The organism is Actinocrinis sp. (assembly GCF_035653575.1).
Taxonomy (GTDB): domain Bacteria; phylum Actinomycetota; class Actinomycetes; order Streptomycetales; family Catenulisporaceae; genus Actinocrinis.
The window spans coordinates 1-17,904 of sequence record NZ_DASRBQ010000042.1; the positions used below are offsets into that span (position 1 = coordinate 1).

17 protein-coding genes and 1 pseudogene are annotated in these 17,904 nt (G+C 69.8%); 5 read left to right on the forward strand and 13 right to left on the reverse strand.

Annotated elements, in window-relative coordinates; translation table 11 throughout:
- Positions 1 to 349 precede the first annotated feature (349 nt).
- Both ilvD and VFA06_RS06380 read right to left on the reverse strand, forming a co-directional pair.
- Complete coding sequence (ilvD, locus tag VFA06_RS06375; protein ID WP_324839485.1) at positions 350 to 2,215, reverse strand: dihydroxy-acid dehydratase; 1,866 nt, start codon at positions 2,213 to 2,215, stop codon at positions 350 to 352.
- Positions 2,216 to 2,371: 156 nt separating this feature from the next.
- Positions 2,372 to 2,734: a DUF3817 domain-containing protein gene (locus VFA06_RS06380; protein WP_324839486.1), complete on the reverse strand. Its 363-nt coding sequence runs from the start codon at positions 2,732 to 2,734 to the stop codon at positions 2,372 to 2,374.
- A 133-nt stretch (positions 2,735 to 2,867) separates the two neighbouring features.
- On the opposite strand from VFA06_RS06380, the pseudogene VFA06_RS06385 reads away from it, so the two are divergent.
- Together VFA06_RS06385 and VFA06_RS06390 are read left to right on the forward strand one after the other, a co-directional pair.
- Positions 2,868 to 3,620 (forward strand): annotated as a pseudogene (locus VFA06_RS06385) (DUF2127 domain-containing protein); the annotation flags it as partial.
- A gap of 225 nt (positions 3,621 to 3,845) precedes the next feature.
- Positions 3,846 to 4,412, forward strand: coding sequence for a MarR family winged helix-turn-helix transcriptional regulator (locus tag VFA06_RS06390; RefSeq protein ID WP_324839488.1), 567 nt, complete (start codon positions 3,846 to 3,848; stop codon positions 4,410 to 4,412).
- Between the two features lie 8 nt (positions 4,413 to 4,420).
- On the opposite strand, the gene VFA06_RS06395 is transcribed toward VFA06_RS06390, so the two are convergent.
- The 7 genes from VFA06_RS06395 to VFA06_RS06425 form a co-directional block, all read right to left on the reverse strand.
- Positions 4,421 to 5,446, reverse strand: coding sequence for an undecaprenyl-diphosphate phosphatase (locus VFA06_RS06395; RefSeq protein WP_324839489.1), 1,026 nt, complete (start codon positions 5,444 to 5,446; stop codon positions 4,421 to 4,423).
- Positions 5,447 to 5,546: 100 nt separating this feature from the next.
- A complete protein-coding gene (locus tag VFA06_RS06400; RefSeq protein ID WP_324839490.1) occupies positions 5,547 to 6,161 on the reverse strand; it encodes a hypothetical protein in 615 nt (204 codons plus the stop codon).
- Between the two features lie 218 nt (positions 6,162 to 6,379).
- Positions 6,380 to 6,862 carry a hypothetical protein gene (locus tag VFA06_RS06405; RefSeq protein ID WP_324839491.1) on the reverse strand — a complete coding sequence of 161 codons (483 nt, stop codon included), beginning with the start codon at positions 6,860 to 6,862 and terminating at the stop codon, positions 6,380 to 6,382.
- A gap of 326 nt (positions 6,863 to 7,188) precedes the next feature.
- Positions 7,189 to 8,655 carry an FAD-dependent oxidoreductase gene (locus VFA06_RS06410; protein ID WP_324839492.1) on the reverse strand — a complete coding sequence of 489 codons (1,467 nt, stop codon included), beginning with the start codon at positions 8,653 to 8,655 and terminating at the stop codon, positions 7,189 to 7,191.
- 126 nt (positions 8,656 to 8,781) lie between these two features.
- Positions 8,782 to 9,942 carry an AI-2E family transporter gene (locus VFA06_RS06415; protein WP_324839493.1) on the reverse strand — a complete coding sequence of 387 codons (1,161 nt, stop codon included), beginning with the start codon at positions 9,940 to 9,942 and terminating at the stop codon, positions 8,782 to 8,784.
- Between the two features lie 177 nt (positions 9,943 to 10,119).
- Positions 10,120 to 10,422 carry a co-chaperone GroES gene (locus VFA06_RS06420; protein ID WP_349260074.1) on the reverse strand — a complete coding sequence of 101 codons (303 nt, stop codon included), beginning with the start codon at positions 10,420 to 10,422 and terminating at the stop codon, positions 10,120 to 10,122.
- Between the two features lie 192 nt (positions 10,423 to 10,614).
- Positions 10,615 to 11,058 carry a DUF3618 domain-containing protein gene (locus tag VFA06_RS06425; RefSeq protein WP_324839495.1) on the reverse strand — a complete coding sequence of 148 codons (444 nt, stop codon included), beginning with the start codon at positions 11,056 to 11,058 and terminating at the stop codon, positions 10,615 to 10,617.
- A gap of 224 nt (positions 11,059 to 11,282) precedes the next feature.
- Between VFA06_RS06425 and bcp the strand changes: the two genes are divergently transcribed.
- Together bcp and VFA06_RS06435 are read left to right on the forward strand one after the other, a co-directional pair.
- Positions 11,283 to 11,753 (forward strand): thioredoxin-dependent thiol peroxidase, encoded by a 471-nt coding sequence (bcp, locus tag VFA06_RS06430; protein WP_324839496.1) that lies wholly within the window; start codon positions 11,283 to 11,285, stop codon positions 11,751 to 11,753.
- Positions 11,754 to 11,923: 170 nt separating this feature from the next.
- Positions 11,924 to 12,724: an AIM24 family protein gene (locus tag VFA06_RS06435; RefSeq protein WP_324839497.1), complete on the forward strand. Its 801-nt coding sequence runs from the start codon at positions 11,924 to 11,926 to the stop codon at positions 12,722 to 12,724.
- 135 nt (positions 12,725 to 12,859) lie between these two features.
- On the opposite strand, the gene VFA06_RS06440 is transcribed toward VFA06_RS06435, so the two are convergent.
- The 4 genes from VFA06_RS06440 to VFA06_RS06455 form a co-directional block, all read right to left on the reverse strand.
- The gene (locus VFA06_RS06440) at positions 12,860 to 14,011 is read right to left on the reverse strand and encodes a hypothetical protein (RefSeq protein ID WP_324839498.1); all 1,152 of its coding nucleotides are present in this window, start codon (positions 14,009 to 14,011) and stop codon (positions 12,860 to 12,862) included.
- Positions 13,986 to 14,669 carry a DUF6114 domain-containing protein gene (locus tag VFA06_RS06445; RefSeq protein ID WP_324839499.1) on the reverse strand — a complete coding sequence of 228 codons (684 nt, stop codon included), beginning with the start codon at positions 14,667 to 14,669 and terminating at the stop codon, positions 13,986 to 13,988. Before VFA06_RS06445 ends, VFA06_RS06440 begins: the two co-directional genes overlap by 26 nt.
- Positions 14,670 to 14,781: 112 nt before the next feature.
- Positions 14,782 to 15,405 (reverse strand): DUF6230 family protein, encoded by a 624-nt coding sequence (locus VFA06_RS06450; protein ID WP_324839500.1) that lies wholly within the window; start codon positions 15,403 to 15,405, stop codon positions 14,782 to 14,784.
- A gap of 608 nt (positions 15,406 to 16,013) precedes the next feature.
- The gene (locus VFA06_RS06455; protein WP_324839501.1) at positions 16,014 to 16,973 is read right to left on the reverse strand and encodes a tetratricopeptide repeat protein; all 960 of its coding nucleotides are present in this window, start codon (positions 16,971 to 16,973) and stop codon (positions 16,014 to 16,016) included.
- A gap of 366 nt (positions 16,974 to 17,339) precedes the next feature.
- On the opposite strand from VFA06_RS06455, the gene VFA06_RS06460 reads away from it, so the two are divergent.
- The gene (locus tag VFA06_RS06460; protein ID WP_349260075.1) at positions 17,340 to 17,867 is read left to right on the forward strand and encodes a TetR/AcrR family transcriptional regulator; all 528 of its coding nucleotides are present in this window, start codon (positions 17,340 to 17,342) and stop codon (positions 17,865 to 17,867) included.
- The last annotated feature ends 37 nt before the right edge of the window (positions 17,868 to 17,904 follow it).

Here is a 17,904-nt window from a genome sequence, read left to right on the forward strand (position 1 = left end):
GTGGACGCGCCCCAGCGCTGCCGCCACAACTCGAATGCCCGCTCGACCGGATCGAAGGGCAGGCGACCACCCGGGGTGGCCTGGTTCGGCATCGGACCGTCTTTCTCCTTGCAGTGTGCTGGCGCCTGGCTGGCCGCCGCCGGCCGGGGACTCGGAAACTCCGTGACTTGGTGACTCGGTGACCGGAGGCCCGAGGCCCGAGGCCTCGGGACCTAAGGTCCGAGGCCTGAGGTTCGAAGTCTGCGGTCGGAAGCGTTGAGGCGGGGCGTTTGTGCTAGGACCGGACCCGGAGGGGACTGAGAGTGGGGCCGGGCCGGACAGATCCGGACAGATCCCGACGGACCCGGGTTCAGCCTTCAAGCAGTGCCCGGTCGCGCACCGCACCGGTCGCCGCCGAGGTGGCCAGCAGCGCGTACGCCTTCAGCGCCAGCGAGATCGGGCGGTCGCGGTCGACCGGGCGGTAGCCGTTCCCCGCCTCGAGCGCGGCGCGGCGGGCGGCCAGCACCTCGTCCGGGACGTTCAGCGTGATCGAGCGGCTGTGGATGTCGATCGCGATCTCGTCGCCCTCCTCGACCAGGGCGATCGTGCCGCCCGAGGCCGCCTCTGGGGAGATGTGGCCGATCGACAGCCCGGACGTGCCGCCGGAGAAGCGCCCGTCCGTGATCAGCGCGCACTTCGCGCCGAGGCCCTTGCCCTTGAGGAACGCCGTCGGGTACAGCATCTCCTGCATGCCCGGACCGCCCTTCGGGCCCTCGTAGCGGATGACCACCACGTCGCCCTCGACGATCCGGTTGTTCATGATCGCCTCGACCGCCTGCTCCTGGGACTCGAACACGCGCGCCGGGCCGCTGAAGGTCCAGATCGACTTCGCGACGCCCGCCGTCTTCACCACCGCGCCGTCCGCCGCGATGTTGCCCCACAGCACCGCCAGGCCGCCGTCCTTCGTGTACGCGTGCGGGACTGAGCGGATGCAGCCGTTCTCCCCGTCGGTGTCCAGCGAGGACCAGCGGTTCTCGGTGGAGAACGGCTCGGTGGTGCGCACGCCGCCCGGCGCCGCGTGGAAGAGCTCGAACGCCTCGTCGTCGGCCTTGCCGCCGCGCACGTCCCAGCGGTTCAGCCACTCGGTGAGCGTCGGGGAGTGCACCGCATGCACCGACTCGTCGAGCAGGCCGCCGCGGTGCAGTTCGCCGAGGATCGCCGGGATGCCGCCGGCCCGGTGCACGTCCTCCATGTAGTACGTCTTGCTCAGCGACGCCTTGTTCGGCGCCACCTTCGCGATGCAGGGCACCCGGCGGCTGGTCGCGTCGATCTCCTTGAGACCGAAGCCGACTCCGGCCTCCTGCGCCGCCGCCAGCAGGTGCAGCACCGTGTTCGTCGAGCCGCCCATCGCCACGTCGAGGGCCATCGCGTTGCCGAAGGCGGCGGGGGTGGCGATCGAGCGGGGGAGGACGGATTCGTCATCGTCCTCGTAGTAGCGCTTGGCCAGTTCGATGACGAGCGACCCGGCCCGCTCGAACAGGGCGCGCCGCTTGGCGTGCGTGGCGAGGGTCGAGCCGTTGCCGGGCAGCCCCAGGCCGAGCGCCTCGACCAGGCAGTTCATCGAGTTCGCGGTGAACATCCCGGAACAAGAGCCGCAGGTCGGACAGGCCGAGCGCTCGATCGTGCCGAGCGTGTCGTCGGAGACGTTCTCGTCCGCGGCCGCCGACATCGCGTCGATCAGGTCGAGCTTGTCGTAGGCCACCCCGTCGCGGATGTGCGCCTGCCCCGCCTCCATCGGGCCGCCGGAGACGAACACCGTCGGGATGTTGAGGCGCAGCGCGGCCATCAGCATGCCGGGGGTGATCTTGTCGCAGTTGGAGATGCACACCAGCGCGTCCGCGCAGTGCGCGTTGACCATGTACTCGACCGCGTCGGCGATCAGCTCGCGCGACGGCAGCGAGTAGAGCATGCCGCCGTGGCCCATCGCGATGCCGTCGTCGACCGCGATCGTGTTGAACTCCTTGGCCACGCCTCCGGCCTCGACGACCGACTCGGCCACGATCTCGCCGACGTTGCGCAGGTGCACGTGGCCGGGCACGAACTGGGTGAACGAGTTGGCCACCGCGACGATCGGCTTGCCGAAGTCCGAATCGGCCATGCCGGTGGCCCGCCACAGCGCCCGCGCGCCGGCCATGTTCCGTCCGTGAGTCGAGGTGCGTGACCGCAATGCCGGCATGGTCGGCTCCTTGCCTGTCGCTCGTCGTATGCCGTTTCCGCTTGTTACTCGCGGGGAATATCCTCCCACCCGGTCCGGGGCGCGGACCACGCATCCCAAGGATTGGGACGGTGTGTTGCGGGGCGGCGGTGCCGACTCACGCGGCGATGGGGCGGGTTAGGCAGCGATGGGCTCGGCGGACGCGGGGGCTACGGCCAGTTCCGCGCGCACCGAGCGCTCCGCGAAGAAAGCACCGGTCGGCAGCACCGACATCACCAGCACCCAGACGACGCGCTTGATGCTCCACCGCTGCTGCCGCCAGCCGTCGAGCGCCAGCACCACGTACGCGATGAACAGCAAGCCGTGCACCGTGCCCGTGATCGTCACGGTGATGGGCAGGCCGGCGGCGTACTTGAGCGGCATGGCAATGCACAGCAAGACCAGGAAAGAGACGCCCTCGGCGAGGGAGACCGGCAGGAAATACCGCCCGAAGGCGCTCCTTTGGCCGGAGTTGTTCATGATCGCGGCCATTTCGGGCATGGGTGATCCTTGCTGTTTCGGCTGAGCTCTGGAGGCGCGACGTGCGCGGAACTATCTTACCGACGCTAGGTCGGGAAAAAGTGCGGGGGTTGTCGAGATTCCTGTCACAGCCGCGCTCCGGCACTTAATCTTTGTGGCCATGGATTGGAACAGGCGCCACTGCGCGCGGCGGGGGCACGTCCTTTACGAGCCCGTCGAACCGGAGTACCGCGACCGGATCAAGGCCGAGACGGCACTTGGCCCGGCCTGGCGCTGCCTGCGGTGCGGCGACTTCGTGCTGGAGGAGCCGAAGGCCAGCGGCCCGGCGGCTGACGCGCCCGTGGTCCCGCGCGGCAAGGTGCTGCGCTCGCTGCTGATCATGCGGCTGCTCGCGGTCGAGCGGGTCTTCCGCTTCCTGCTGGTCGGCGCGGCGGCCTACGCGGTATGGCGGTTCGAGAACTCGCAGCAGGCGCTGTCCCAGCTGTTCGAGCGGGACCTGACCCTGCTCAAGCCGCTGGCCACGCACTGGGGCTACGACCTGGACCACTCCTCGATCGTCGACACCATCCGCAAGTCCTTCAACTACAAGCACTCGACGCTCAGCGTCGTCGCGATCCTGCTTGCCGCTTACGCGGTGATCGAGCTGATCGAGGCCGTCGGCCTGTGGCTGGCCAAGCGCTGGGGTGAGTACTTCGCGGTGGTGGCCACGGCCGCGTTCCTGCCGATCGAGATCCACGAGATCATCGCCAAGCAGTCCGCGTTCAAGATCGCGACCTTCGTGATCAACGTGCTCGCGGTGCTCTACCTGCTGCTGGCCAAGCGGCTGTTCGGGCTGCGCGGCGGAAAGGCCGCCGCCGAACGGGAGCTGCACAGCGCGTCGCTGCTGGAGATCGAGGAGGCGGCGGGGGAGAGGCCGGATCGCGGCGCCGAGGAGTCAGGCGGTGCATCAGCGTCCCTGCGGGACAGTGCGTCAGCTTCCCTGCGGGACGGTGCGGACGGGTCCGACGCGGTGGCGTCCGGAAGGGTCGACGATGAGGCTGGAGAGGACTTGCCGAGCCGCGAAACTGCGGCCGTGCATCCTTCCAGCGAATAAAATGTTCATAGTTCAACTACTGCAAGGTATCATGGGCCTATGAGCCTGGAAGAGATGCGCACGGAAGCGGGCGGCACGGCGACGAGCGTCGCCGAGCCGCGCTGGCTGACCGACGCCGAGCAGCACACCTGGCGCGCCTGGCTCGAAGTGATGCGACTGCTTCCGGCGCAGCTGGAGGACCGGCTGCACGACCGGCACGACCTGAACCTGACCGACTATCAGGTGCTGGTCGAGCTGTCCGAGTCCGCCGAAGGCAGGCTGCGGATGACCGAGCTGGCCAACCGCACCTCACTCTCGAAGAGCCGCCTCTCCCACCAGATCGGCCGGATGGAGAAGGCCGGGCTGGTCGAGCGGCAGGACTGCCCGTCGGACCGGCGCGGCGCGTTCGCGGTCATCACCGAGCAGGGCTGGGAGCTGATGCGCTCGGCCGCACCCGGACACGTAGACGATGTCCGTGAGCTGTTCATCGACCTCATGTCCGCGGAGGAGATCGAGGTCGTCGGCAGGGCGATGAGCATCATCGCGCAGAAGCTGCGCCAGTCGCCCGGCCTCGGCTGCGCGAACGCGATGGCCGAGATGCAGGCCGCGGCCCGCGCCACGTCCTAGGACGCGGCTCAGGCGAAGCGGACCACCGAGATAACGCCCGCGATGATGCAGTAGATCGCGAAGGGCGTGAGCGTCCTGGTCTCGAAGTACCGCACCAGGTAACGCACCGAGATGTACGAGGCCACGAACGCGATAAGCGACCCGGCGATGGCCGGACCGACCACGCTTGAGTTCTCCGGCTTCGCCAGCTCCGGCAGCTTGTACAGGCCGGCCAGCAGAATCACCGGCGTCGCCAGCAGGAACGCGAAACGCGCGGCGTCCTCGTGGTGCAGGCCCTTGAACAGACCGGTCACGATCGTCGCGCCCGAGCGGCTCAGGCCCGGGAACAGGCCGAGGATCTGCGCCGCGCCGATCTGCACCGCGGTTCCCCGGGAGAGCCTGGCCAGCCGCACATCGCTGGCGATCTCAGGCGGCAGCTCACGGCCGTGCCGGTCCAGTTCGCGCGGCGGCTCCAGGGTCGCCGTGCTCTGCTTGCGCCGGCTGCCGCCGCTCGCCATCACGGACGCCGCGGCCCGCTCGCCGCGCCCGCCCCGATCCGCCCTGCGTCCCGAGCCCGCCGTCTCCGCCGCTGCGCCGCCGCCGCGTAGCCGCTCGGCCCCGATGAGGATCAGGCCGTTGAGTGCGAGGAACAGCCCGGCCCATACCGGCTTGCCCAGGTGCTGGCGCAGCAGCTTGTCGAGCACCAGACCGGCCAGGCCGACCGGAATCGTGCCGACGATCAGCAGCCAGGCCAGCCTCTCGTACGGGGTCTGGATCTGCCGGTTGCGCACCGAGCTGACGAGCCCCCTGATCACGCGCACCCAGTCGCGCCAGAAGAACAGGATCAGCGCGCAGGCGGTGGCCACGTGCAGCGCCACCACCAGCGCCAGGTAAGGCGACTGGCTCGCGGTCATGTCCAGCGTGCTCGCCCAGCTGCCGCCGATGAAGGCCGGGATCAGCACCGCGTGCCCGAGGCTGGAGACGGGGAACAGCTCGGCCACGCCCTGCACCAGGCCGATCACGATCGCTTCGAGATACGTCACGGTACCGGACAAGTCACAGCCCCTGGGGATAGTCGGCCCTGGTGGCCGGTAGGCCGCGGCTTCGGCCAGCCGGCTTCGGGCGCAGTGCGAGAGCGGGTCGGAGCAACAATAGTCACTTCGTGAGGCTGTCCGGTGCCCGATACCAGGAATCCAGCGCCTCCGGCGGCACGCCCATCGCCTCGGCCACGTTCTCCCACGGCATCGGATCGAGGCCGCCTGCCGCCAGCCCCACCACCTCGCGCAGCATCGCGTCCACCACCCGCCGCGCCTTGACCAGCGAGGCGAGCGCGTTCTGGTACGAGCTGCGGTCGACCTCGCGGATCGTCATCGGCAGCCAGCCGTTGATCATGCCGATGAACTGGCGGCGCAGATCCTCGTCGAGCTCGCCGGGAATCGTGACGGAGCCATCACACCGCACCTCGGCCAGCACGACGCCCTGTTCGTCCCGTAGGACCGCGCGTACCGCCTGGTAGCTCTCGTAGCGGTGCACGTTGGCGCCGATCTTGTCCGCGCCGGAAATATGATCGGCGAAGTCGCGCAGCCGCGGCGCGACCGAGGCCGCGTAACCACGGAAAGCCTCGCTGGCCATCGAACCGCCCCCGTCGACCAGCGCCTGCGGCCGCTCCACGACCTCCACCCCGGCGGTCGCCCAGCGGCTGGTGCCGGTCTGGTGGTCCAGCACCACGACGTCGTAGTCGATCCGATCTGGGCGGTAGAACCGGGCCATGGCGTAACCCCCAATTCGGAGAACTGCTGCGGCCGTAAGCCGTTCGCCGGCCGTGCGCCTCCGTTCCTGGCCGGCAGGCTCCTTTTCTCGCAGGCGAAAGGGAACGGTAGGTGAACGCGGGGTGTCCCACAGGAAACCGTTCGTGGCCAGGAAATCAGAACACGTGCGCACACGACCGTCACAGGGCTCTGACCGCGCGGCGCCGATCGTTCCGTTAATCAGCGGTCGAAGATGGCTGACAAGCGGATGCGCGTACCGGGCCCGCCGAGTCCGGTAGGAGCGGGGCCGCTGAGCACGATCCGCAGCGCGCCGCCGCGGATCCGGTCCGCGTAGCCCTCGAGGCGCACGATCTCATCCGGGCCTGCGTCCTCGCCGAGGGCGGACGCGATGAGCTCGGTCGCGTAGCGGCGATTCCCGAGTGCGGTCAGCTCGGCCAAGGTAAGGCGCACCGAGTGCGTCTTATCGACGGCGACGGCGACCTCACCCACCGTCAGATGCACCGGGTCGCCCACGATAAGCGCGCCCGAGACGAGAGGAAGGGTTCGAACGTCGGTACGGTGCATCAGCCGCGCCGGGCTCCAGCCGCGCCTACGTACCCGGGTCTCGACGCTGCCGCCGGCCGCGAGAGCCCAGCGTCCGCTTATCGGCCGGACCTGTCGGCCGGTGTGGACGCCCCGATTCGGCAGATCCAGCGCAGTCATGACGCCCTCCACACGGCCGGTTCCAGTTCCCGCCCCGGCGCGACGACACCTGGACAGGTGCCGCCGGGACCCGGGACGTTCCGAGGGTCCGGAGCGGGGGATCAGTACCCAGTAACCGATTTCGCAATCGGGCCCGGCGATCCCGGTCAGCCCCGGCGGCTTCTCCTGTGCCTTAACTGTTCCGCAGTTTCCTGTGGCCAGCCTAAAAACGAGGTAAGGGACCGGTGTGACTTGGCGGTGAGTGGCGGTCAGGTTCCGGACAAGCCGGGATGGAACGCCGCCTGACCGGGGCCGGTCGGGTCGGGACGTCGGTCGGGCCGGTCCGGTCAGGTCTCGGCGATGTGCTGGGCGAACCGGTCGCGCGCGGCCGACCAGTGGTCATGGTCGAACTTGCCGGAGCCGAGCGCGTCGGCGGCCTCGTAACCCATCACCATCGCGTGGTGCGTGTTGTCCGGCGTGAACAGCCCATGCCGGCCGAATGTCGTGACGTTGCGCAGCTGCTCGACCCAGTCCTCAAGCACGGACAGGTGTTCCTTATAGCCACGCTGATAGACCGGGTAGACGTTACGCAGTCGCTTGACCTGAAGCCACTCGAGGCTGAGCGGCGGCAGACCGGTGCGATGTACCGCATCCCCGATCACGTCGGCCAGCTCCTCATCCGAGGCGTTCCAGATCTCGTCCCCTATGTCGCAGGGCAACTCGAAGCAGACCACCGAGCGGTCCTCGGGGTCCTCGGGGTTGATCCGGTGGTTCGCCGGCTCGGAGATCCGGCTGACCGGAGTGCCTGAGGCCGGGATGTAGTGCACGTCGTGCTTGGTCCAGCGGCCGCCCCGGTGCACCGCGTACACCAGCACGATCGCCCGGAAGCGCAGGTTGCCGCTGGCCTCGACGGCCTCGTACGGCGCGCCCGGCGAGGTCATCCTGGCCAGCAACGGCAGCGGCAGCGTGGAGAAGACGTGCCGGGCGCGCAGCCAGCCACTGGACTCCCAGTGATCCAGCCCCGACCAGCCGCCACGCTCGGCCGCCGCGGTGTGGTGCTCGGAGCGGCCAAGCCGTACCGCGATATCACTCTCGCCGACGTCCAGCCGCTCGACCATCGCACCGAGGCGCAGCCGCGCTCCCGCTGTTACCGCTGCATCGGCGAGTGTCTCGCACAGCTGCCCGAAACCGCGGCGCGGGTACAAGTACGCGAGGGATTCGCTCGACATCGCGGAACGCACCGAGCGCACCAAAGCTGCCAGTGCGGTAGGCGCCCCGGCCTTCCGGCGCGCCTGGTCGGCGTCGATTTCGTCGCCGGTCAGACCCCAGAGCTTGCGCGCGTACGGCGCGTACACCTGTTCGTACAGCGTCGGACCGAAGCCTGCGCGCATCAGTTCGGCGTACGTGTCCGGGTTCTCAGGGGCCTTGGACCGCCGCCACGGCGTCGAGATCGCCTCGAACGCGGCGCGCGCCATCGGCACGGCGGGCAGCGCCCGGGCCAGTTCCCGCGGCTTGAACGGATATGTGATCCACTTCTCGCCGAGCAGCAGGCGTCCGTCGCGATAGCGGGTCTGCAGGTCGCCGCCGAGCAGATAGCGCAGGTCGGCGAGCACGTAAGCCGGCATGTCGGGGTTGAGCCTGTGGCTGCCGTAATCGACTCGCACACCGGCCACGTCGAACGAGGCGGCCATCCCGCCGACGGAGTCGGCGCGGTCGAGAACCACGACGGAGAGACCCCGGCGGGCGGCTCGCCACGCGGCGGAAAGCCCGGCCGGTCCCGCGCCGAGGACGACGAGGTCAGTACTGCTATTCAATGTGGCCGCTACTCATCCGAAGTCTGCATCCATGGCGCACTTAGCCTAGTGCGCCGCGCCTCGCTCCGTCACACGTACACGAGCACTGCTCTCTAACGAGCGACGGCTTGGTCACCGAGTGTAGCCTCATCGGCGGTCGAGGCGGGGAATCAGCACTTCGACGGTGATGAGCTTGAGCGCGGCGGCGGTCGGGATGGCCACGAGGGCGCCGATGATGCCCAGCAGCGAGCCGCCGACCAGGACCGCGACCACGGTGACGATCGGCGGCACGTCCACGGCGTGGCGCATCACCTTCGGCAGCAGCACGTAGTCCTCGGTCAGCCGGAAGCCGATGTAGAACAACAGGGTCGCGATGGCTACGGGTGTTGATACGGTCAGCGCCACGAGCGTGACGATCGCTCCGCCGATGGTCGAGCCGATGACCGGGATCATGTCCATCAGCGCGACGAGCAGGCCAAGCGCTGCCGGGTACTGAATGCCCCAGGCGGCGGTCCAGATGTAGGTGGCCAGCCCCGCAATCGATGCGTTAAGCGCGGAGCCGAGCATGTACCGGCCGACCTGGGTGAGGATCTCGTCGCCTAGCACGCGTACCCGGTCGCGCCGTGAGGCTGGGAAGGCGCGGTACGCCACCGCGACGATGTTAGGCAGCCCTGCGAGGAAGTAGATCGTCAGCGCGACCACGGCAAGCGTGGACGTGAGGGTTGAGAGCACGTATTTGCCCGCGCCGACGATCCCGGACACGGCGGTCGTGCCGAGGCCTCGCGAGGAAAGCGCGGACTGCACCTTGGCGGCGACGTGATACTTCGCCTCCAGCCTGCCGAGATAGGTCGAGCGGTCCTGGATCTGTTGCAGCACGTGCGGAATGGCGTGCACGAGCGCGGTCACCTCGGCGGCCACCGGCGGCACGATCACCGCGAGGAACCCGGCGACCAGCGCCATCACGCCAAGCGCGACCGTGAGCACCGCGCCGGCACGCCGCATCGGCACCCGAGTCTGCCGGCTCAGCGCGGTCACGATGGGGTTGAGGGAGACGGCGAGGAACGCCGCGAGCAGCACGGTCGTGATCACCCCGCCGGCGCGTGCGATCCCGCGGACCAGGAGGTAGGCGGACAGCGCCCCGGCGGCGAGGCCGAAGGCGTAGGTGAAGTAGGAACGCTGCGGCAGCGCGGCAGCCAGTGAGTCGCCTGAGACCGCCGGCGCCGAAGACGTGGCGTCGGCCGCGACCGCAGGCTCCGACGAGGCAAGCTCGGCGTCGGTACCCGAGGCGGTGTCGGCCGAGTCCGGCACCGGATCAGCGGCGTGACTCACGCTCTGCGGAGGGCTTGCAGTCTCGCCGTCGGCTGCCGTGGGCACGGCTGTGTCAGCGGCCGGAGCCGTGTCAACGGGCGGAGCCTCAGCGGCGGCAGAAGGGTCCGGGGCGTCGTCCGCGCCCGCCCCGTTCGCCTGCCCGCCCGCGCCCATGGCCTAAAGGTACAGGCCGGTCGCCCCGCTGGAGTCGCCAAGACGCTCGGCGGCCACCGCGTGGATGTCACGCTCGCGCAGCAGCACGTACTCCACGCCGCGGACCTCCACCTCGGCGCGGTCGTCCGGGTCGTACAGCACCCGGTCGCCGATCTCGACTGTGCGTACGTTCTGCCCGATCGCCACGACCTGCGCCCATGCCAGCCGGTGTGACATCTGCGCGGTCGCCGGGATGAGGATCCCGCCGCTGGACCGGCGTTCTCCCTCGGCGCCGTCGGACCGGACCAGGACCCGGTCGTGCAGCATCTTGATCGGCAGTTTGTCGATAGACCCGGCGCTCTCAGTGGGCGCGGTCGGCTTCTCGTCGTCGGACTTGGATCGGGGACTCACGCCCCGACGTTAGCGCATTCCGCACGCACGGTGCCCCGGCGGCCTGAGTCGCATAAGCGTTCAGGCTGTCGGGGCACGAGCTCGGGACGAGCCGGCTGACAGCAGGCCCTAGGAAGCGCGGCCACGTACCGTGTGCAGCGCGACCATCCCGCCGATCACCACACCCAGGCTGCCCAGCAAAGCGGCGACCCGCTGCTTACGCAGTTCCCCGGTGCCTTCCGAGACGAATTGATACTTGACCCGCAGGCCGCCGCGCCGAAGCAGGTCGCGCGGGCTGAGCCGCTCGGACAGCTCGTCCAGCGTCGAGGACAGGTGCTCCCGGGTGCGGTCAAGGTCTGCCTCGATCTCGGCAGGCGACCTGGTGTCCTTCACCTCGATCCGCGTCTCGCCGTCGCGATGTCCGTTCGTGCTGCCTTCCAGCTGCGAACCGGCCACCTCGCCGTGCGGCGTGACAACCAGGATCGGGTTGGCGGCCGCGGTGCCCTTCTTTCCCTCGTCTTTCGCCACGTCGATCACCCCCGGGTGGGTCCGGCTATCGTTGTTCTCCGCCATCGCTCGAACTCCCTCGCTCGTGCCTTCTCGGGACCGCCTACCCCGTTTTGCGGTTTTCCCTCGACCCGGCGCCCCGCCGGGTCCGCGCGCGTCAGCCGCCTGGCGCAGTCCCGGCCCGGTCGGGCCGAGTGGGGCGACCGTGTCGGCCCGCTCTCGTAGGCTGGTGGCCCGCCCATCAGGAGCGGGAAAGCAGGCAACAGACACCGAGAGACAGGACGGCCGAAGTGTCAGTGCGACTGGAACCCGGGACCGAGGCGCCGCAGTTCACTCTGCAGGACGCGGACGGCAAGCCGGTATCGCTGTCCGACTACGCCGGGCGCAAGGTCATCGTGTACGTATACCCGGCGGCGATGACCCCGGGCTGCACGAAGCAGGCCTGTGACTTCCGCGACTCGCTCCAGTCGTTGGCGGCGTCCGGATACGCGGTGCTCGGCCTCTCCCCGGACAAGCCGGAGAAGCTGGCCAAGTTCCGGGAGCGCGACGGGCTGAACTTCCCGCTGCTGTCCGACCCGGACAAGAAGGTGCTTGAGGCGTACGGCGCGTACGGCGAGAAGAAGCTGTACGGCAAGCTCGTCGTCGGCGTCATCCGCTCCACCTTCGTGATCGGCGAGGACGGGAAGATCGAGCTGGCGCAGTACGCCGTGAAGGCGACCGGGCATGTCGCGAAACTGCGCCGCGATCTCGGCCTGGACTGACGGCCTGGACTGACCCGGCCCGCCCTGACAGGGCTCTGCGCCCACGCGCACCGGAAAGCCCCACGAAGCCGTATGCTCGCGGGTCAACGGGACGACGCGCCGTCGACTCGGCGACCCGCGGACCGCTCGATCGCGGTCGCGGACACACCCAGCATCGAGGGGGACCACCAGTGACCGCCCAGGTAAGCCTGCTTCCATCCCACGTGACCCAGGGCCAGGGCCCGGGCGTGGCGTTCCGCATCGAGGGCCAGATCGTGCCGGTCCTGCATCTGGCCATGAACGGCCAGGTCCCGGTCTACTTCGAGCACCACGTGGTGCTGTGGAAGCAGCCGCAGGTGGACATCCAGATCATGCCGCTCAAAGGCGCGTTCAAGCGGGTCATCGGCGGCATGCCGATCTTCATGACCCAGGCGGTCGGCTTCGGCGAGATCGCCTTCTCCCGGGACTCGGCCGGCCAGGTCTTCCCGCTCAACGTGCCGCACGGCAGCGCGATCCTGGTGCGCGAGCACCAGTTCCTGGCCGCGACCGCGAACCTCGCCTACAACTTCGAGCGGGTACGCGGCATCGGCTCGATGCTGTTCGGCAGCCAGGGCTTCTGGCAGGACCGCTTCGAGGCGCACCAGGGCGACGGCCTGCTGTGGCTGCACGCGCACGGCAACGCCTTCGAGGTGGTGCTCCAGCCCGGCGAGATCATCGACGTGGAGCCGGGCTCCTGGATCTACCGGGACATGAGCGTGAAGTACGAGCAGAAGGTCTTCGGCCTGAAGACCGGCATCCTCGGCGGCGGCGGGAACCTGGTGTTCAACCGGCTCACCGGGCCCGGCCGGGTCGGCCTGCAGTCCGGCTACTTCCACCCGGGCGGCGCCGAGGTCGGCGCGGCCACGGGCGCGGTCGCCGGCGGAGCGCGCGGCGGCCTGGGCGGAGCGGTGGCCGGCGGCATCATCGGCGGCCTGCTCGGCGGCAACAGCTGAGCTGACGGCCACACACAACGCGAGGGCGGTCTGGACTCCGTTGTCCAGACCGCCCTCGCTGTGGGTGGGGTGGTGCCGTGGTGGTTCAGGTGACGCTGTGGTTCGAGTGACGCTGTAGTTCGAGCGATGCCGTGATCAGTTGCCGTGGCCGTTGAAGCCGGGGATGGCGATGGTTCCGGTGTTGAGGAACGCGTTGTCCGCCTCGACGTTCGTGAACAGCAACGGCAGCGGGATGGTGAGGCCCTGCAGCACGGTGAGCAGGCCCGGGTTCTGCGGGGTGAAGGTCTGGTGGATCAGGCCGAGCACGTCCGCGGTGAACGAGGTCGACCACAGGTGCACGTTCTCCAGCGTGACCGTCTGGCCCTGGCCGCCGTCCACGTACTGGAGCTTGCCGCCGCCCTGCTGCGAGTAGGTGACCATGCTCAGCAGCGTGACCTTGGCGGCGGTGAAGTCCAGCACCTGCTCGGGTCCGTTGGCGGTCTGTATCGTCGTGACGCCGTTGTAGGTGAGGCTGTACATCGTCATCGACGGCGTGGACAGGTGCCACGGCACGTTGGCCGCGGTGTTGCCGTCCGAGCTGGCCGTGTTCTTCTTGATCTGCGACTTCGGCAGGCAGCTCGCGGTCGGCGACGGCGAAGCCTGAGCGCCTGCGCCGGTCGCCGCCTGCTTGACCGCACCGCTGTGCGTGACCGTCTTCGTGCCGCCGCTCACCGAGCCGACCTTCGTCGCGCCCTGCTCGACGGCTGATGCCGCAGCGCCCGCGGCACCGCCGCTTGTGCTCGTGCTCGTGCCGGTCGACTTGGTGTAGGCCGCGTTCAGCACCGGCGCCGCGCCGGCCTTCGGCAGCTGCTGCGAGCCGAAGATCCAGGTCCACACGCCGTTGAGCCAGCCCCAGAAGCCGCCCGAGGACGAGCTCGACGCGCTGGGCGTCGGGGTCGGCGTGGTCGCCCCGCCCGCCGCCGGGCTGGTCGAGCCGGACGCGGACGGCGACGGGGAGGCCGAGCCGCCCGCCGTCTTCGGCGTGTTCGCCTTGGTCGAGCCGCTGGCGCTCGCGCTCGCCTGCGGAGTCGCCGTGGCGGACCGGGTGGCCGAGATCGACGGGCTGGCGCTCGGACTGGCGGTGCCGCAGATCGAGGTGGGGAACGGCAGCACCGAGGACGTGCCCGCCGCGCTGGCCGGCCCGGCCAGGGCCAGCGCTCCCGCGACCGCCGTCAGCGTGATCGGGGTGGCGATCGCGACCAGGGCGCGCCGGCTCGTTCCGTCAGGCCTCCGGGTGCTGGTCGGCACCGCGCTCCTCCACTTCCGGAAGGTTGATCGTCGGGGCGTCCGCGCCGGCGCGGCTGCGGGCCTCGAACTCGGCGAGCTCGGCGTCGCCCGTGGCCGCGGCGCCGTGCGCCTGCGTCGCCGCCGGGTCGGCGACGTTCTCGTACATTCCCGGCTCGTACGAGCCGGCCTGGTAGGACTCGCCCTCGCCGGGCTCGGTCGGCTGCTCCTCGATCCGCTGCTGCCGGCGCCGCTCGCGTCGCGTCGGAGCCTCCCAGCCGGGCCGCGGGGTCCACGCCACCGCGAGGCCGCCGCCGATCAGCGAGAGCAGGGTGCCGATGAAGAAGCCGCCGAGGTTGGTGGCGGGCAGCGCGATCAGGCCGAGCAGGATCGAGGCGATCCCGGCGAAGACCCGGTACGCCGGGGCGAACCAGATGGTCAGCCCGAACATGATCATCAGTGCGCCGATGAAGAACGCGGATACGCCGCCGACGCCCTCGTGGATGATGTTTCCGATCGAGGAGAGCGGCGCGAGCCACAGCTCGATGCCGGCCAGGACGATGAGCAGTCCTGCGGGGAACGGCCTGCCCTTGCGCCACTGCCGGAAGGCGTGCAGTGCGCGCACTACGGCCGGTCGGCTCGGCTCACGGGGCGTCGGGCTGTCAAGGGTGTGCGTGGTCATCGCGGCTGCTCCGGTAAGGGAGGCGGTGGGTGCGGGGACTTGCGGCCCCGCACCCGCGCCTTGCGGTTGCTGACTGCTTAACGGGACGGACTGCTCCGAACCTTAGTTGCTCCTAGAAGCAGGGGTTGTTGCCCATCGACATGCTCAGCGACATGTCGTGGAGCTGGAAGCTGCCCGCGTTGGTCGAGTAAGCGACCTGCTGCACGCCGGTGAGCGTGGCCTTGTCCGCCTGCTGGCCGAACAGGCCGGGGGTGCCCTTGGCGCCGGTCGCGCTGCCGCTGAGCGTCGAGGCGTCCTGGCCGATGTTGATGTTCGTGAAGTCCGCCTCGCCGGCGTTCAGCTGCGACATGTCGATGATCAGGTTGTCGGCGTGCACCGGGGTGCTGCCGCCGCCCGCCTTGATGGTCAGCGTGACGTCGCCGATGACCGGGATGCTGGTGACCACCGACTGGCACAGGTTGCTGATGTCCGCCGACGCGAACGCGGAGACCGCGGCCGGGAACTGGGAGCCGTCGGCGTGGTGGTCGACGGTGCCGTACTGCACGAACCCGGTGCCGGTGAGCGACCCGGCGGTCAGCTTGAACTGCTGGCCGGAGACGGCGAACGAGGCCGCGATGGCGCCGTTGGCCATCGCGATGGAGAGTGCGCCCGCGGCGATGACTGTCGGCACCATGACAAGGCCGAGTCGTTTCCACGAGGTGCGCCCGAGAACCTGGGCGCCGGAGGTGTCCTTCACGTCCACTCCTGATGCGTTGCGCGGCCCGCGAGACGGGGCCGCGGCGGAACCGAGGGACCGCGTCACCTGCGGTTTCGGCAGGTTGAACGCGGCGGTTGGCGCTGCGAGCAGTGCGCCGGCTGGGGCGGGGACCGCACCCTCTCCGGCACTGGCCCGGTGGGGAACCGCTCAGGTCCCGCCGTGGGGGAGGGACCGGTCGGACCGGGTAGGAGCGATCGTGCTCGACACGTGCACGTAATACAAGGGGTTCGTTACCGACCGGTAACCAAGCCGTGGCCGTGCTTTCCGGCGGGTTTCGGCGAGCCGGGGCGTTTCATCGCGGGTCGATGGCCGCGGCAGCCCGCAATTCCAGGCATTTCGTGCCGCCGCTGGCGCGGGTGACTACGTAGCGCGACCGGATTTTATGAAGTGCGCGATGGTAAATAGTTAGTAATGGAGTGCCGGGGGCCACTCATCCGAGTGACCCCGCGGCTCGTGCGCTTGTGCTATACGTGACGGCGCGTATCGGCAGGCCCGGCCAGCGAAGACGTACGTATCGGCCCGGATACAGCTAATACCGCAGCCGCTACCGAATACGGCGCTTAATACGGCAGTTCGCACCGCAGCGGCTAGAACAGCAGTGAGGTCAGCCGTGCGCGGGCCGGGCCGACCCGCGGGTCCTGCGGGCCGAGCAGTTCGAAGTAGTCGAGCAGCAGCCGGCGGGCCCGGTCCCGCTCCTCGCCGGAGAAGCCCTGGACCGCAGCGAGCAGCAGGGCCAGCGCCGTATCCGCGTCCCCGCTGGCCAGCGCGGCGTCGGCGGCCGCGCACTGCGCCTCGATGTCCTTCGGGTTCTGCTTCGCCAGGGCCAGCGCCGCGGCCGGGTCCGCGTTCCTGGTCCGGCGCATCAGCTCCACCTGCGCGAGGGCCGGCTTGGCCTCGGGGTGGTTGGGGTTCTGGCTCAGCACGTTCTGCAGCGCGCGGGCCGCACCGTCCAGGTCGTCCGCGGCGAGCGCGTCGTACGCGGCGGCCAGTGCCGGGTCCATCGGCGGCTCGGGGGCGGCGGCCGCACCCTCGGCGCCGCCGAGACCGAACTCCCGCTGCGCGAGCGCCAGCAGCTCGGAGATCCACTGCCGCACCTGCGCCTCGGGCTGCGCCCCGGCGAACTCACCGATCAACTCGCCGGCCACGATCGCCTTGACCGACGGAATGCCCTGCACCCGCAAGGCCTGCGAGAGCCGCGGGTTGGCCTCGGCGTCGACGCGCGCGAGCACGAAACCCCCGGCGAACTCCGCGGCCAGTTGTTCCAGCACCCCGAGCAGCTGCTTGCTCTGCTCGGACCAGTCCGCGCCGAGATGCAGCACCACCGGAACCTGCAGTGAGCGCTCGAGCACCGAGGACTGGAAGTCGGCCTCGGTAGCGTCCACCACGAACGTAGAGGTCTGTGAAGTGGAGCCCGCTGACGCCGGGCCCGCGCCGCCGGGCGCGCCCCGATTCGAGCCCTGCGCTGCGGCCGGAGCCGCAGGCGGCGTCGACGGCTGCTTGAGCGCGGAGAGGTCCACCACACCCGACATCGAGAACGAAGGTCGCATGTCCTCCATTCTCACATCCCCGGCGGCTTCGGCGGCGCGCCCGGTGCGGAGCCTAAGATCCGGCTGCGGCGGCGAATCCACACGCCCGGTCCCCACCGGACGCGCCCTCGGTTTCTGCCGCCGCGACGCCTTGCTCAGCCGTACCGGAGTGGACGACTTCCGATACGAGTCGTAGCGTAGCGGAATCTGGCGGCGGACGGGAAGGCGGTTCACGTGGCGTCGGTCACCAATGAGGGCCCCAATACGGCAACGCGCAATACAAATACAGTCACGGCCACAACTGCGTCCGGTGCGGCCGGTGTTCCCGCTACGGCCGCGCCGAGCCGGAACACCGGCCGCCCTCGATCAGCCGACGCCGACGAGGCGATCCTGACCGCGGCCCGCGCGCTGCTGGCCGAACGCGGCTGGGACGGAATGACCCTCGGCGACGTGGCCGCCCGCGCGGGCGTGGCCAAGACCACGCTCTACCGCCGCTGGCCGGGGAAGGCCGAACTCGTCGTCGACGCCATGGCGCAGCTCTTCGACACGTTGCGGCCGGTGGACGCCGGCTCGGTGCGCGCCGATGCCATCGTCACCATCAGAGACCTGATAGCGCTGCTGGCCCGCCCGGAAACGCAGACCGCCTTCCTCGCGCTGGCCGCCCACGCGTCCCGCGACCCGGGCCTGCGCGCCGCCGTGCGCGAGAAGATCATCGACCGGCAGCGGCACCTCGTGTACGCCGGGGCCGCCCGAGCCGAGGCCCGCGGCGAGGGCCCGCAGATCACCGAACCCGACCTGCTCTTCGACGTGATCGCCGGGACCATGGTTCATCGAATGCTGATTGCCGGCGAGCCGGTGGACGACGCCTACCTCGAACGTTTTCTCGACCTCGTGCTCCCCGCGGCGCGGCGATAGCGAAGTCCTTGCCGCACAACGTGTTCCAGGCCACAGT